The organism is Bacteroides sp. HF-4919 (assembly GCF_018860125.1).
On sequence record NZ_JAHKNF010000006.1, the window covers coordinates 107,843 to 123,661 of the forward strand.

Sequence of the window (15,819 nt, forward strand, 5' to 3'; positions counted from 1 at the left end):
AGCATTATGAAAAAGATTATCCCTCAAACACTGCTTACCTTGCCTATCTTGGCCACAGGACTACAGGCACAGGAAAAGCAAACTCCCCCCAATCTGGTCTTCATTATGGCCGATCAACATCGAGGAGACGCAATGGGATGCATAGGCAAAGAGCCTGTACAAACCCCCAGTTTAGACCAACTTGCTGCCGAAGGTATCAATTTCACCAATGCTGTCAGTGGCTATCCGGTGTCATCGCCTGCGAGAGGAATGTTGATGACCGGTATGTACCCCATCTCCAGCAAGGTAACCGGTAACTGCAATTCTGCCACAGCCCCATACGGAGTGGAACTCCCACAAGACGCCAGGTGCTGGAGTGATGTACTTAAAGATCAGGGATACAACACCGGATATATCGGAAAGTGGCACCTGGATGCCCCTTACAAACCCTACGTAGATACTTACAACAACCGCGGAAAAGTGGCATGGAATGAATGGTGTCCGCCCGAACGTCGCCACGGTTTTGAACATTGGATAGCATACGGAACGTACGACTATCACCTTAAACCCATGTACTGGAATACAACTGCCTCACGGGACAGCTTCTACTACGTCAACCAATGGGGACCGGAATATGAAGCAGATAAAGCCATCGAGTATATCAACGAACAAAAGAACAAGAAACAGCCGTTTGCACTGGTTGTATCAATGAATCCGCCCCACACGGGATACGAACTGGTACCGGACCGATACAAAGAGATATACAAAAATCTGGATGTAGAAGCTCTCTGCAAAGACCGTCCGGATATTCCGGCAAAAGGCACGGAAATGGGAGACTACTTCCGTAACAACATCCGCAATTACTATGCCTGCATCACAGGGGTAGACGAAAATGTAGGACGCATTATCGAAGCATTGAAACAAAATCATCTGTTCGATAATACCATCGTGGTCTTCACTTCCGACCATGGCATCTGCATGGGTGCTCACGAAAATGCCGGAAAAGATATTTTCTACGAAGAATCAATGCGCATTCCGATGATCATCTCCTGGCCGGATCAAATCAAACCCCGCCGGGATGATAAACTGATGATTGCCTTTGCCGACCTATACCCTTCTCTACTTTCTATGATGGGATTTCAAAAGGAAATACCCTCTACCGTACAGACATTTGATTTGGGCAACGCAATAATAACCGGAGAACCAAAAGAGATTGTCCAGCCTTACTACTTCGTGAAATATGACAATCACGCAACCGGATACCGCGGGCTACGTACCGACCGATATACTTACGTGGTTCATGCCACCGATGGTAAAATCGATAAAGTGATCCTTTTCGACCGTAACAACGATCCGTATGAAATGGACAACATAGCCAACCAACAACCCGAACTGATACGGAAATTCAGCCGACAGTTGCAAGCATGGCTTACCCAAACCAATGATCCATTTGCAAATTATATAACCCCTTAACCACCATGAACAAACTTAATTACACCCTACTCTTACTCTTTTTTTCTACCTATTGTGTGGCTCAACAAAGTAACATTCCCGTGCCCAAACCTCTTCAAATGAAATGGCACGAGGCTGAAATGGGAGCTGTGTTCCACTATGACCTTCATGTATTCGACGGAATACGTTATGGACAAGGCAACAACCGTATCAACCCGATAGAAGACTACAACATCTTTAATCCGACCGAATTGAACACTGACCAGTGGGTACAAGCAGCCAAAGCCGCCGGATGCAAATTTGCCGTACTTACCGCAACCCACGAAACCGGTTTCGGGCTATGGCAAAGTGACGTAAACCCATATTGCCTCAAAGCTGTGAAATGGAGAGACGGAAAAGGAGACATTGTCCGTGATTTCGTAAACTCCTGCCGCAAATATGGATTACAACCCGGAATTTATATCGGTATCCGTTGGAACTCTCTGCTGGGTATTCATAACTTTAAAGCCGAAGGAGAAGGTGAATTCGCCCATAACCGCCAGGCCTGGTACAAACGCTTGTGCGAAAAGATGGTGACAGAACTTTGCACCCGATACGGTGACCTTTATATGATCTGGTTTGACGGTGGAGCAGATGATCCCCGGGGAGACGGTCCGGATGTAGAGCCGATAGTCAATAAATATCAGCCCAATTGCCTCTTCTACCATAACATAGACCGTGCCGACTTTCGTTGGGGAGGTTCTGAATCGGGGACAGTGGGATATCCTTGTTGGTCTACCTTCCCGGCTCCCTGCTCACATCACAAAAGGATAGAAAGCAATGTCAACCAACTTGAGTTGCTGAAGCATGGTGACAAAGACGGAAAATATTGGGTACCCGCCATGGCCGATACTCCCCTGCGAGGAGCTAACGGACGTCATGAATGGTTCTGGGAACCGGATGACGAAAATAACATTTATTCGCTGGATGTGTTGATGAATATGTACGAGAAGTCCGTCGGACGTAATGCAACCCTGATTGTCGGACTGACTCCCGATCCGACCGGCCTGATTCCCGCAGGTGACGAACAACGCCTCAAAGAGTGGGGTGAAGAAATCAACCGCCGTTTTACTTCACCTCTGGCACAGACTTCAGGACAAAAGAAGAGCCTGACTCTGAACCTGAAATCCAAGCAACCGGTCAATTACTGCATTATTCAGGAAAACATAAAAAACGGAGAACGCATCCGCCAATATAAAATCGAAGCTAAAGTAAACGGAAAATGGAAAACCGTATGTACCGGAGAATCCGTAGGGCACAAGCGGATCGAGAAATTCGATCCCATTGAAGCAACGGCATTACGGCTGACAGTGCTGCAATCCATTGCCCTGCCCGATATTACAAACTTCAGTGCTTTCTCCGTAAATTAACCACAAGAATGAAGAAACATTTCATCATGAGTTTGCTTGCTTTAGCGGGTATGGTCTTCTCCGGAACAACCATACTCGCACAAAGCACGTTTATCTATGAAAAAGGTAAATCGTTCAAAGATGTAAATGCCTGTCAGATTCCGGAACCTCTCCGGATTGACGGGACATCTGCGCCGATCATGTACACAGAAACAGTTCCCGACAATCAATCTACTCTTTGCTACAACATTCAGCTACCTGCTTATGTACGAGGTGCATTTTTCAGCAGAGACTCCCGTCCCGGCGACTTCGAGTGGCCTAATAACACCAACCGGCTCTTGCCCTGGATGTTCGGTCGGTTGAAAGACCTTACACAGGAAAACTACCCCGGTATTCCTTCAAATGCACGTCCTTCCACTTTGGGAGACGCATTGTTACTACAACTGGCCGATGGCAATTACCTCTTCGTAAAAGCTCTGTCCGGAGATAATAGTCTCAGTTGGTTCCAGATAAACAAAGACGGTTCCCTGAACCTCTATGTATCCACACTCGGATGCGACCGCCTCTCGGGTAAAGTGCCGGTAGCATTAACTCAAAATGCCGGCAGCATTTATCAGGTACTCCGTCAGGCTTACGAAACACTGATAGCAGACCATAAAACTTCCGCACTGCAAAAGCGTACGGACAAAGAGTATTTCGAAGCACTGAATTACCTCGGATGGTGTACGTGGGAACATTATCACTACGATATTGACGAAACTAAAATACTGAATGATCTCGATGCCATCGAAGCGTCCGGCATTCCCGTACGCTACGTGCTGATCGATGACGGGCACATAGCCAACAGACAACGCCAACTGATGAGCTTTGTTCCCGATCCGAAGCGTTTCCCTAACGGATGGAATAAAATCATGGCTCGCAAGAACAAAGACAGAATCCGCTGGATGGGATTATGGTACGCCCTTTCAGGATACTGGGCAGGAATATCTTCCGACAATGACTTCCCGGCAGATATAAAGCAAAGCCTCTACACGTTCAACGGAAGCCTGTTACCCGGCAAAAGTCCCCGGAACATCGATAATTTTTACCGGTACTACGTACGTTCGCTAAAGAACAACGGATTCGATTTTCTCAAAATAGACAATCAGGCGTTCACCTTACCTCTCTATATGGGTGGGACAGAAGTTGTCCGGCAGGCTAAAGAATGCAATCTGGCACTGGAAAGGCAGACACACAACCAACAGGTAGGGCTGATGAACTGCATGGCACAAAACACTCTCAATACTGACCATACATTGTATAGCGGAGTAACCCGCGTCAGCATCGATTACAAAAAGTATGATGAAGACATGGCTAAATCCCATCTTTTCCAATCGTACACCAATACCCTGTTGCAAGGACAGACAGTGTGGCCGGATCATGACATGTTTCATTCCAGCGACACGATCTGCGGCAGCCTGATGGCACGATCGAAAGCCATCTCCGGCGGACCGGTTTATCTTTCGGATTCACCGAAAGAATTTGTCAGTGAAAACATCTTCCCACTGATTGACAACAACGGAAAGATATTCCGTCCGGCAGCACCTGCCATACCGACTCCCGAATCAATCCTTACCAACCCGTTACAGGATGGAAAGGCATATCGGGTATTTGCTCCCACGGGAGATGAAGCAGTAAGCATCATCTGCTACAATCTGAACACTTCTTCCAAATACCGGGAAGTGACAGCCGGAATTGCCAAAGAAGACTATCTGTTACGAGAAACCCTTACCGGAAAACCGGACATGACCTCCTCCGGACGGATACTCCTGTTCGACTGGAAGGCCCGGACAGCCACCGAACTGACTTCGGCATATCCCGTGGAACTTGAGGGATTTACAGACGAGCTGTTCCATTTATGCCCCATCCGCAACGGTTGGGCCGTAATCGGCATACAAGAGAAGTATCTGTCTCCCGCAACCGTAGAGATCCTCTCCTCCACACCGGACCAACTGACTCTCAATGTACTTTGCCCCGGAACCTTAAAAGTATGGGCAGAGACTTCCGGAGGACAGGAACTAAGAAGTATCCGGATCAAAACTCCCGGAGAAATAACCCTCAAAAAGTAATACTCTAAATATATATCACGATGAATAAAAAACTAATCATTCCCTTCGCACTGGCTCCATTGGCTGCCCCTGCTCTGCAAGCACAGAGCCAACAGTCCGACGGACGCATGGACACACGTCCCAACATCATCCTTTTCATGGTGGATGACATGGGGTGGCAGGATACCTCGCTACCTTTCTGGACACAAAAAACGCACTATAATGAAGTGTACGAAACCCCTAACATGGAACGTCTTGCCAAACAAGGCGTAATGTTCACGCAGGCCTATGCCAGCAGTATCAGTTCGCCTACCCGCTGCAGCCTGATTACGGGAACGAATGCCGCCCGTCACCGGGTGACAAACTGGACCTATCCCAAAGGTCAGCAAACAGACCGTCCGAGCGATGTATTCAATGTAGCGGACTGGAACGTTAACGGTGTTTGTCAGGTCCCCAACATCGACCATACTTTCCAGGCGACCTCGCTGGCAGAAATTCTGAAAGACAATGGCTACCATACGATTCATTGCGGAAAAGCACACTTCGGCGCAGTGAATACTCCGGGAGAGAGTCCTTATCACATGGGATTTGAAGTGAACATTGCCGGACATGCAGGAGGCGGACTGGCCAGTTATCTGGGTGAAAACAATTATGGAAACCGGACGGACGGAAAGCCGAATCCTTGGTTTGCCGTTCCGGGACTGGATAAATACTGGGGAACAGACACTTTTGTAAGTGAAGCACTGACTCTGGAAGCCATAAAAGCACTGAACCACGCCAAAGAATACAATCAGCCTTTCTTCCTTTACATGGCACACTACGCCATTCATGTTCCCATCGATAAAGACAAACGTTTCTACCAAAAATACATCGACAAAGGACTGACTCCTAAAGAAGCCGCTTACGCCGCCCTGATTGAGGGTATGGACAAGAGTTTAGGCGACCTGATGGACTGGTTGGATAAAAACGGAGAAGCAGACAATACCATCGTCATCTTTATGAGTGACAACGGAGGATTGTCCAGCGAACCGGGATGGCGTGACGGCAAATTACATACGCAAAACTCTCCACTCAACAGCGGCAAAGGTTCTGCTTACGAAGGCGGTGTGCGCGAACCGATGATCGTACGTTGGCCCGGTGTAGTGAAACCGGATACCAAATGTGACAAGTATCTGATTATCGAGGATTTCTATCCTTCCATTCTTGAGATGGCACAAGTGAAGCATTACAAAACTGTTCAGCCGATTGATGGTATCAGCTTTATCCCGCTATTAAAGCAGACAGGCGACCCTTCGAAAGGACGCAGCCTGTATTGGAACTTCCCGAACCATTGGGGTAACGACGGTCCGGGTATAGGCCCGACTTGTACGGTACGTAAAGGAGACTGGAAGTTGATTTATTATTATGAAAACGGTAAGAAAGAGCTGTTCAACATTCCTCAAGATATAGGTGAAAAAAATAATCTGGCAGCCCAGCATCCGGATATCGTAAAACACCTGTCAAAAGATCTGGGTAACTATCTGCGTAAAGTCGGCGGACAACGCCCATCGTTCAAAGCCACCGGAAAACCATGCCCCTGGCCGGACGAAATCAAATAACCGCGCGAATAGACGCAACTTTATAAAAGAGGAAAACTGAAGCCCCGTAGGACCTTCAGTTTTCCTCTTTACTTATTAAACAATAGACAAAACAGCTTCCGCCTTATCCACTATAAAATCAGGACAAAACGATTCAAGCTCCGTACGGGGGCGGAATCCCCACGTGACTCCACAGGAAGTAACCCCGCTATTGATAGCCGTCTGCATATCTACTCCCGAATCGCCGATATACAATACTTCTTCTTTCGGTACATCGGCTATCTGCAGGATATCATATACCACAGTGGGATCCGGCTTTACCTTCACACCTTCACGCTGGCCAAATACGGCAACGAACCGTATCCCGGGGAAATAATGTGCAATCAGTTTCTCGGTGGCTGCCTGATATTTGTTGGAAGCCACGGCCAATTTGTGGCCTTTATTCTGCAATGCTTCCAGTAATTCCGGAATTCCCGGGTAAGGACGACTCTCGTCAGCATTATGCCGATCGTAGTGCAAAAGAAATTCTTTACGGACACGGAGCACATTCTCTTCCGTCTTCTCTCCTTCGGGCAATGCACGCTCAAACAACTTATTGATACCGTTGCCCACCATAAAGTTATAGGAAGCAACTTCGTGAGTAGGGTATCCCAAAACTTGCAAAGCATGATTCGTACTATGTGCCAGATCGGCGATGGTATTCAATAAAGTACCATCCAAATCGAATATTATCAGTTTTTTCATCTCTTTATATCTCTATGTTTACGACAAAGATACGGATAATTCAGCGCTAACTTTACTGTCATCCCACCGACAAGCTTTATAATAATTGTTAACGGGAAGACGACAGTGACAAAAAAGGGATTGAATTTTGAGGGATAAAGCTCTTATACACGTATTTATTAGTAACTATCTATTTATTCTGATGCTTTAAAAACACATCTGTATGAAACAGCCGATAAGACAACGATTAGAATCATTGGACGCTTTAAGAGGACTGGACCTCTTTTTTCTGGTGGCATTAGGCCCCTTGTTAAGAACTTTAGTCAGAGCCATAGACTCTCCCCATCTGGATGGAGTAAACTGGTGCCTGCGACACGTCGACTGGATCGGCTTTTCCCCGTGGGATTTAATCATGCCCTTATTTCTTTTCATGTCCGGAATCTCTATCCCATTCGCTCTATCCCGATTCAAAGGGGAGGCAGACAAGAGTAAACTGATCTATCGGTTATGCAAGCGAGTACTGTTACTCTGGATTTTCGGCATGATGTGCCAAGGTAACCTATTGTCTTTTGATCCCGATCATCTGTATCTGTATACAAACACTCTGCAATCCATCGCTACGGGATATATTGCTGCTGCCTTATTGTTTCTCTATACCGGCAGAAAAACTCAAATCGTTCTCTGCGTTGCATTGCTACTCATTTACTGGGCTGCCATGAAGTTCATCAGCATCGATGGCTACGGAGGTGGCAATTATACTCCCGAAGGTAATCTGGCAGAATGGATCGACCGGACTGTATTGGGACGTTTCCGGGACGGAGCTTCCGTAGAAAACGGAACCATCATTTTTGCTGAAGGTTACTATTATACATGGATACTGAGCAGCCTGAATTTTATAGTCACTGTAATGACCGGATTGTTTGCCGGTTACATTGCCAAAGATGCAACAGAAGGTAAACATAAGCTTCGGTTGTACTTTGGCATCGGTGCAGGCATGGTTCTCGCAGGCTGGACATGGGGACTCGTATTTCCAGTTATCAAAACCATATGGACCAGTTCGATGGTACTGGTCAGCAGTGGTTATTGCTTCCTGCTGATGGGACTGTTTTATTACTGGATCGATTATAAACAACACCGCTCTCACCTGACGCTGCTGAAAGTATATGGAATGAACTCTATCCTCGCCTACTTGCTGGATTGCATCTTCGATTTCCGATGCATAGGAAATTCACTGTTTTATGGGCTCGAACCTTATATGGGTGCCTACTATCCTGTATTAATTTCTTTAGTCAGCATATCTATCGTATATGTCATCTTATGGCTGCTCTACCAACGCTCCATCTTTTTGAGAGTATAGAGAACTAAGGGCAATAACTTCGTTGACAGGCCGACACCGCTATCATAATATTTGTTAACAGGGATACGGAATCAGTCCGGAAAACTTCTTTTTCAAAGAAAATATTTTAAGTTTGTGAAATAGCACCCCAAAGGGAAGAATATGAACTTAAAAAAAGAAAGGAGATGCCTATGGGATCAAAGAAAACTGACTTAATGCGTATTTCATATTTTGTAGTCATCGTGATACTGGTATGCCTGATAGGTAACCTCAAAGATCTTTGGCTGCAATCGTGGACCGACCTGATCATCTATCTGATAGTTCTGTTTGCCGCCGCCGAATGTTTGTTCAGTACGTTCGCACGTATCCGTGCCGCCGGAGAGCGGAAACAACCCCGTTGGCTGACTTCTGTCTCCTTGCTGATTTACGGAATCTTTTTCTTCGGAACTCTATTTTTTATCGGAGATTTCTTAATAAACAAGTTATGATAAAAAACAATCTATTCAAAGGGATGTGCCTGTTATGGCTACTGCTGGCGGCAACCCCTGTATTGCAAGCACAGGATCGTATGCAACAGGCATCCGAACTGCTCGACCGACTGATTGCAGGTAAAGGAGACAGTGTGTATGTGCATCTGGACGATAACATCCGGAAAATGCTTTCCGTTGAAATGCTGAACGGACTATTCAAGCAATTGGAACAACAAGTAGGTAAGTACCAATCGCACGGAGAGTGGAAAAACGAACAAATAAACGGTATGACTATTTATTACTGCGACGCTAAATTCGAACGTATTCCACTACGTTTTCTCACAGCATTCAATCCGGACGGAAAGGTGAATACCATTCGTTTCGTACCTGTTCCGGCTACAAATGCCACTCCCCCGACAGCATCGGTACAAGATAAAATAAAAGAAACAGACATACAAATTTGTACGGGAAGCTTTAAGCTTCCCGGCACACTGACTCTTCCTAAAAACGGCAAAAACCTGCCGGTAGTCATTTTAGTACATGGCTCGGGTCCCAACGACCGCGACGAAACGGTAGGAGTCAACAAACCTTTCCGGGACTTAGCGTACGGATTGGCCGAGCGCGGAATAGCCGTGATCCGTTACGATAAGCGCACCAAAGTGTATGGAGCCGATAGCGCGCCTGCGGGCAAAGAAATTACTTTCGATGAAGAATCGGTAGATGACGCCCTTTCGGCAGTAAAGCTTGCCGAATCAATACCGACTATAGATCCCGGACGAATTTACATCCTCGGACATAGTCTGGGGGGAACTCTGGCTCCCCGCATCGCCCAATGTAGCGATAAAACTCCGGCAGGAATTATTTTACTCGCAGGCGCCGCCCGTCCGCTTGAAGATCTGTTCATAAGTCAAGTAAAATATCTCGCCTCTGCACTCCCATCCACAAACGATATTCAAAAAGACATAGCTCAGTTACAAAAACAAGTGGACAATGTGAAAAAGCTGGATACAGATACGTTCGATATCACCATTCCTTTACCCATGAATCTTCCACACGCTTACTGGGCATTTGCCAATCAATATAAGCCTTTGGAAGTAGTTCGCAAACTGGCTCTCCCCATACTCGTCCTTCAAGGCGAACGTGATTACCAGGTCACCATGCATGATTTCGATTTATGGCACACCGCTCTGGCAGGGAATCCCAAGGCAATGTTTAAAACCTATCCCCGACTCAATCATTTATTCCAGGAAGGAGAAGGTAAGTCAGTCCCCCTTGAATACAGCCGTCCCGCCCCTATTCCCGCTTATGTAATGGATGACATCGCAGCTTTCATCAACCACCCCCCAAAACGATAGTTACCGGATTCCTCTGTATCACCCGCATATCACACACATACAGTGGCTAATCAGGAATAGGGGAATGAATAATCATCTCACCATTCTTTCAGAAACAGATGATAGTAGAAACAAGGATGTTTCGTTTATCCATATAAGTACCTCTATGCCTCATTCTTGCAGGACAACCCTACAATCATTTTAAACCGGCTTCAGAGTCCCCGGTGCAACATTGCAACACAAAACCGGTGTCCGTTAGCAAAGCCTTAATATCATTGTGACTTTGACAAGTATCGTCTATAATTTCAAGCGGATAAATCAGAGTACAGAAAAACGAAGGAACGTATTATCCCTCTCGATATCAACAATTTCAAGACCTTCATTCTTTAGTAAGCAAAAGGTTTGATTTAACATTATGTTAAAACAAGTCTTTTGTCTGCAAAGAACAAGCCTTTTAAATGCAAAACACTTGTTCTATGCAAACAGGAAGAAAACATTTTTGAAATAGCATTAACAATGTTAACAAAAGAAGATACCACATTATAAACCATCCCACCATCCGCAAGTTTATCGGTCCGCCTCTCTTTCCGCCCTTACCTATTAAATTTCCAATCAAAAAGATGCTCCTTCCGCTTTCTTTTACTAAATTTGCATTTAAATTTGCCCGAATCATGAAGAATGAACCAACATATAGCTTGCTAAACACTATCAATTACCCCGAAGACCTGCGCCAACTCAGTGTAGATCAGCTGCCGGAGGTATGCGATGAATTGAGGCAAGACATCATCAAGGAACTATCGTGCAACCCGGGACACTTCGCGGCCAGCCTCGGTGTAGTGGAACTGACCGTAGCACTGCATTATGTGTACAATACTCCTTACGACCGTATTGTATGGGATGTAGGCCATCAGGCTTATGGACATAAAATACTGACCGGACGACGGGAAGCCTTCTCTACCAACCGTAAACTGGGCGGAATCCGCCCTTTTCCCTCACCCGAAGAAAGCGAATATGATACATTCACTTGCGGACATGCCTCCAACTCCATCTCGGCAGCGCTCGGCATGGCAGTGGCAGCTGAACGAAAGGGAGAACGGGACCGCCATGTAGTAGCGGTAATCGGCGACGGATCCATGAGCGGCGGACTGGCTTTCGAAGGTCTGAACAATGCTTCGTCTACCGCAAACAATCTGCTGATTATACTCAACGATAACGATATGGCCATCGACCGCAGTGTAGGTGGCATGAAACAATACTTATTTAACCTCACTACCTCGAACCGCTACAATCAGTTGCGTTTCAAGACATCACGGTTGTTGTTTAAAATGGGTCTGCTCAACGAAGAGCGACGGAAAGCCCTGATACGGCTGGGCAACAGCCTGAAGTCACTGGCAGCCCAGCAACAGAACATTTTCGAGGGAATGAATATCCGTTACTTCGGCCCTATCGACGGGCACGACGTAAAGAACATAGCCCGCATCCTGCATGACATCAAAGATATGCAGGGACCCAAAATCCTGCATCTACACACCATCAAAGGAAAAGGATTCGGTCCGGCAGAGAAACAGGCCACCATATGGCATGCTCCGGGTAAATTTGACCCTGTAACGGGAAAACGGATTGTAGCCAATACAGACGGAATGCCACCGCTTTTCCAGGATGTGTTCGGTCATACACTGGCGGAACTTGCAGAAAAGAATAAACTGATTATGGGGGTCACTCCCGCCATGCCAAGCGGTTGCTCAATGAACATACTGATGGACCGCATGCCGGACCGCGCTTTCGACGTAGGCATCGCCGAAGGACATGCCGTAACTTTCTCAGGAGGTATGGCCAAAGACGGCCTGTTACCTTTCTGCAACATCTATTCATCGTTCATGCAACGGGCATACGATAATATCATTCACGACGTAGCGATACAAAAACTGAACGTAGTGTTCTGCCTCGACCGCGCCGGACTGGTAGGTGAAGACGGACCGACACACCACGGTGTGTTCGATATGGCCTATCTGCGCCCTATACCCAACCTGACCATCTCGTCACCAATGGACGAGCACGAGTTACGCCGCCTGATGTATACCGCCCAATTGCCCGACAAAGGACCTTTCGCCATCCGCTACCCTCGTGGACGGGGTTCACTCGTAGATTGGGAATGCCCGCTGGAAGAGATCCCCGTAGGAAAAGGACGCAAACTGAAGGACGGAGATGATCTGGCGGTAATCACGATTGGTCCTATCGGCAAGTTGGCTACCCGTGCCATTGAACGTGCCGAAGCCGAAACAGGTATTTCTGTGGCACATTATGACCTGCGCTTCCTTAAGCCGCTCGATGAAGAGCTACTGCACGAAGTAGGTAAAAAGTTCCGCCACGTCATAACAGTGGAAGACGGCATTATAAAAGGCGGTATGGGATGTGCCGTACTGGAGTTCATGGCCGACAACGGATATTATCCCGAAATCAGGCGTATCGGTGTACCGGACAAGTTTATTGAACACGGATCGGTACAGCAACTCTATCACTTGTGCGGGATGGATGAAGAAGGCATTTACAAGGCAATTACTAAAAACGAATTACGGATGGACGCTCCTGTGGAAAGTTGCATGACTGCCCATTCTTAATCTCCGAGAATACGCAATAGAACCGCAATTTGCAATCAAAATGAAGATAATTATTGCTGGTGCCGGAGCTGTAGGCACACACTTGGCTAAATTACTCTCACGCGAGAAACAGGATATTATCCTGATGGATGACGACGAAGAAAAACTAAGCACACTCAGTTCGAACTTTGACCTGATGACTGTCACGGCCTCTCCTTCATCCATCTCCGGCCTGAAAGAGGTAGGCATCAAAGAGGCAGATCTCTTTATAGCCGTCACCCCCGACGAGAGCCGGAACATGACAGCATGTATGCTTGCCACCAATCTGGGAGCCGAAAAGACAGTAGCCCGCATCGACAACTACGAGTACTTGTTGCCGAAGAACAAAGAGTTTTTCCAGAAATTGGGCGTCGACTCACTGATTTACCCGGAGATGCTGGCTGCCAAGGAGATCGTATCGTCCATGCGCATGAGTTGGGTACGCCAATGGTGGGAATTCTGCGGAGGCTCACTGATCCTGATCGGTACAAAGATGCGTGAAAAAGCGGAGATACTGGACGTTACACTGGCCGAGCTGGGTGCACCGGACATCCCCTACCACGTGGTAGCCATCAAACGAGGTACTGAAACCATCATTCCCCGGGGAGACGATACCATCAAGTTGCACGATATCGTTTACTTCACCACAACCCGGAAATACATCCCTTACATCCGAAAGATAGCCGGAAAGGAAGAATATGCCGATGTACGCAACGTCATGATCATGGGTGGCAGCCGCATTGCCGTCCGTACGGCGCAGTATGTACCGGATTACATGCAAGTGAAAATCGTAGATAATGATATTAACCGTTGCAATCGCCTGACGGAATTATTGGATGACAAGACAATGATCATCAACGGAGACGGACGGGACATGGACTTGCTCATCGAAGAAGGGCTAAAGAATACGGAAGCTTTCGTAGCCTTGACCGGCAACTCGGAAACCAACATCCTGGCCTGCCTTGCCGCCAAACGCATGGGAGTGAGCAAAACTGTGGCCGAAGTCGAAAATATCGACTACATCGGTATGGCCGAAAGTCTGGATATCGGTACGGTAATCAACAAGAAAATGATTGCTGCCAGCCACATCTACCAGATGATGCTGGATGCGGACGTGTCGAACGTGAAATGCCTGACCTTTGCCAATGCGGACGTAGCGGAATTCACTGTACCCGAAAACGCAAAAATCACCAAAAACAAAGTGAAAGACCTGGGACTGCCCAAGGGGACTACCATCGGCGGCCTGATCCGCAATGGTGAAGGTGTACTGGTTACGGGCGACACCCTTATCCAGGCAGGCGACCACGTCGTCGTATTCTGCCTGAGCATGATGATCAAGAAGATAGAAAAGTACTTTAATTGATGGTATGATAAACTCCAAAATGATATACCGCATTACAGGTTTTCTCTTGCTGATAGAGACCGCCCTGTTACTCTGCTGTGCGGGCGTTTCGCTGATTTACGGTGAAGACGACCTGAACAGTTTCCTATTGTCGGCGGGATTGACCACTCTGGTCGGTATCCTCCTGCTTGCCGTCGGAAAAGGAGCTGAAAAACAACTCAACCGACGCGACGGATATGTCATTGTCAGTGTGGCATGGGTCGTATTCTCCCTCTTCGGAATGCTCCCGTTCTACCTTAGCCATTACATACCAAGCATTACCAACGCCTTCTTTGAGACAATGTCAGGATTCAGCAGTACCGGAGCCACCATTCTTGACGACATAGAGGCACTGCCCCACGGACTCCTTTTCTGGCGAAGCATGACACAATGGATAGGCGGACTGGGTATTGTCTTTTTTACCATTGCCGTACTGCCCATTTTCGGAGTGAGCGGCGTACAGCTTTTCGCAGCCGAATCGAGCGGACCGACTTACGATAAAGTGCACCCCCGTATCGGCGTGACGGCCAAATGGATATGGACGATTTATGCCGGACTGACAGCCATCGAAGTAATTCTGTTGTTATTCGGCGGCATGGGATTGTTTGACAGTATCTGCCATTCGTTCGCCACCACAGGTACAGGAGGCTATTCCACTAAACAAGACAGCATAGCTTACTACAACTCACCTTATATAGAATATGTAATAGGCATTTTTATGTTCCTGTCCGGAATCAACTTTACGCTGCTTCTATTATTATTTACCGGCAAGCTGAAGAAGGTATCCCAGAATGCCGAGCTGAAATGGTACGTCATGTCAGTGATTATCTTTACCGGATTCATCGCAGCGGTACTTTACCGTACTACTTCAATGGGCGCAGAAGAATCATTCCGTAAAGCTTTCTTCCAAGTAGCTTCGCTTCATACTTCCACCGGATTTGTAACGGCCGACTATATGCAATGGGTACCTGTACTCTGGGGAACCCTGACTGTCATTATGCTGATAGGTGCCTGTGCCGGAAGTACCACAGGTGGTATGAAATGCATCCGGATGGTGATTCTCACCAAGGTATCACGGAATGAGTTTAAACACATCGTACACCCGAATGCAGTGCTCCCGGTCCGGGTGAACAAACAGGTCATCTCCCCTTCCATACTCTCGACGGTACTGGCCTTCTCGTTTCTATATGCCGTTATCATCATCATCAGTGTACTATTGATGATGGCAATGGGAGTAGGCTTTACCGAATCCATCGGTACGGTGATTTCAAGTATCGGCAATATGGGTCCCGGACTGGGTAGCTGCGGCCCCGCTTATTCATGGAACGGACTTCCCGAACTGGCAAAATGGTTGTTGTCATTCCTCATGTTGCTGGGACGTCTCGAGCTGTTTACCGTACTGCTTTTATTCAGTTCAGATTTTTGGAAAAGGAATTAGAAACAAGAGGATAACCTC

The 15,819-nt window shown here is 47.2% G+C and carries 11 protein-coding genes; 10 read left to right on the plus strand and 1 reads right to left on the minus strand.

All coding sequences use genetic code 11. The annotated features are described in order from the left end of the window. Positions 1-6: 6 nt before the first annotated feature. From KO473_RS11885 to KO473_RS11900, 4 genes are read left to right on the plus strand one after another with little or no spacing between them, the layout of a single operon-like run. Positions 7-1,452 carry a sulfatase gene (locus KO473_RS11885; protein WP_122130229.1) on the plus strand — a complete coding sequence of 482 codons (1,446 nt, stop codon included), beginning with the start codon at positions 7-9 and terminating at the stop codon, positions 1,450-1,452. A 5-nt stretch (positions 1,453-1,457) separates the two neighbouring features. Further along, positions 1,458-2,840, plus strand: a complete 1,383-nt coding sequence (locus tag KO473_RS11890; RefSeq protein ID WP_005810234.1) for an alpha-L-fucosidase — start codon at positions 1,458-1,460, stop codon at positions 2,838-2,840. Between the two features lie 8 nt (positions 2,841-2,848). Continuing rightward, the gene (locus KO473_RS11895; RefSeq protein WP_005818457.1) at positions 2,849-4,927 is read left to right on the plus strand and encodes a Sip1-related alpha-galactosidase; all 2,079 of its coding nucleotides are present in this window, start codon (positions 2,849-2,851) and stop codon (positions 4,925-4,927) included. A gap of 20 nt (positions 4,928-4,947) precedes the next feature. Beyond that, a complete protein-coding gene (locus tag KO473_RS11900) occupies positions 4,948-6,504 on the plus strand; it encodes a sulfatase (protein ID WP_005775601.1) in 1,557 nt (518 codons plus the stop codon). A gap of 75 nt (positions 6,505-6,579) precedes the next feature. On the opposite strand, the gene KO473_RS11905 is transcribed toward KO473_RS11900, so the two are convergent. Next, positions 6,580-7,227: an HAD family hydrolase gene (locus KO473_RS11905; protein ID WP_005775598.1), complete on the minus strand. Its 648-nt coding sequence runs from the start codon at positions 7,225-7,227 to the stop codon at positions 6,580-6,582. A gap of 202 nt (positions 7,228-7,429) precedes the next feature. Between KO473_RS11905 and KO473_RS11910 the strand changes: the two genes are divergently transcribed. The 6 genes from KO473_RS11910 to KO473_RS11935 all read left to right on the plus strand — a co-directional run bounded on the left by KO473_RS11910 (position 7,430) and on the right by KO473_RS11935 (position 15,801). Then, positions 7,430-8,563, plus strand: coding sequence for an acyltransferase family protein (locus KO473_RS11910; protein ID WP_005775597.1), 1,134 nt, complete (start codon positions 7,430-7,432; stop codon positions 8,561-8,563). A gap of 170 nt (positions 8,564-8,733) precedes the next feature. Further along, positions 8,734-9,030 carry a hypothetical protein gene (locus KO473_RS11915; protein ID WP_032531193.1) on the plus strand — a complete coding sequence of 99 codons (297 nt, stop codon included), beginning with the start codon at positions 8,734-8,736 and terminating at the stop codon, positions 9,028-9,030. After that, positions 9,027-10,367, plus strand: a complete 1,341-nt coding sequence (locus KO473_RS11920) for an alpha/beta fold hydrolase (RefSeq protein ID WP_005818455.1) — start codon at positions 9,027-9,029, stop codon at positions 10,365-10,367. Before KO473_RS11915 ends, KO473_RS11920 begins: the two co-directional genes overlap by 4 nt. A gap of 650 nt (positions 10,368-11,017) precedes the next feature. Continuing rightward, positions 11,018-12,964 carry a 1-deoxy-D-xylulose-5-phosphate synthase gene (dxs, locus tag KO473_RS11925; RefSeq protein WP_122130300.1) on the plus strand — a complete coding sequence of 649 codons (1,947 nt, stop codon included), beginning with the start codon at positions 11,018-11,020 and terminating at the stop codon, positions 12,962-12,964. Positions 12,965-13,004: 40 nt separating this feature from the next. After that, positions 13,005-14,345, plus strand: coding sequence for a Trk system potassium transporter TrkA (trkA, locus tag KO473_RS11930; protein WP_005775589.1), 1,341 nt, complete (start codon positions 13,005-13,007; stop codon positions 14,343-14,345). A gap of 4 nt (positions 14,346-14,349) precedes the next feature. Next, complete coding sequence (locus KO473_RS11935; RefSeq protein ID WP_005775588.1) at positions 14,350-15,801, plus strand: TrkH family potassium uptake protein; 1,452 nt, start codon at positions 14,350-14,352, stop codon at positions 15,799-15,801. Positions 15,802-15,819: the final 18 nt, after the last annotated feature.

Coding starts and splice junctions, on each gene's coding strand:
- dxs (WP_122130300.1), top strand. CDS start 11,018: ATGAAGAATGAACCAACATATAGCTTGCTAAACACTATCAATTACCCC.
- KO473_RS11900 (WP_005775601.1), top strand. CDS start 4,948: ATGAATAAAAAACTAATCATTCCCTTCGCACTGGCTCCATTGGCTGCC.
- KO473_RS11905 (WP_005775598.1), bottom strand. CDS start 7,227: ATGAAAAAACTGATAATATTCGATTTGGATGGTACTTTATTGAATACC.
- KO473_RS11895 (WP_005818457.1), top strand. CDS start 2,849: ATGAAGAAACATTTCATCATGAGTTTGCTTGCTTTAGCGGGTATGGTC.
- KO473_RS11920 (WP_005818455.1), top strand. CDS start 9,027: ATGATAAAAAACAATCTATTCAAAGGGATGTGCCTGTTATGGCTACTG.
- KO473_RS11890 (WP_005810234.1), top strand. CDS start 1,458: ATGAACAAACTTAATTACACCCTACTCTTACTCTTTTTTTCTACCTAT.
- KO473_RS11885 (WP_122130229.1), top strand. CDS start 7: ATGAAAAAGATTATCCCTCAAACACTGCTTACCTTGCCTATCTTGGCC.
- KO473_RS11910 (WP_005775597.1), top strand. CDS start 7,430: ATGAAACAGCCGATAAGACAACGATTAGAATCATTGGACGCTTTAAGA.
- trkA (WP_005775589.1), top strand. CDS start 13,005: ATGAAGATAATTATTGCTGGTGCCGGAGCTGTAGGCACACACTTGGCT.
- KO473_RS11915 (WP_032531193.1), top strand. CDS start 8,734: ATGGGATCAAAGAAAACTGACTTAATGCGTATTTCATATTTTGTAGTC.
- KO473_RS11935 (WP_005775588.1), top strand. CDS start 14,350: ATGATAAACTCCAAAATGATATACCGCATTACAGGTTTTCTCTTGCTG.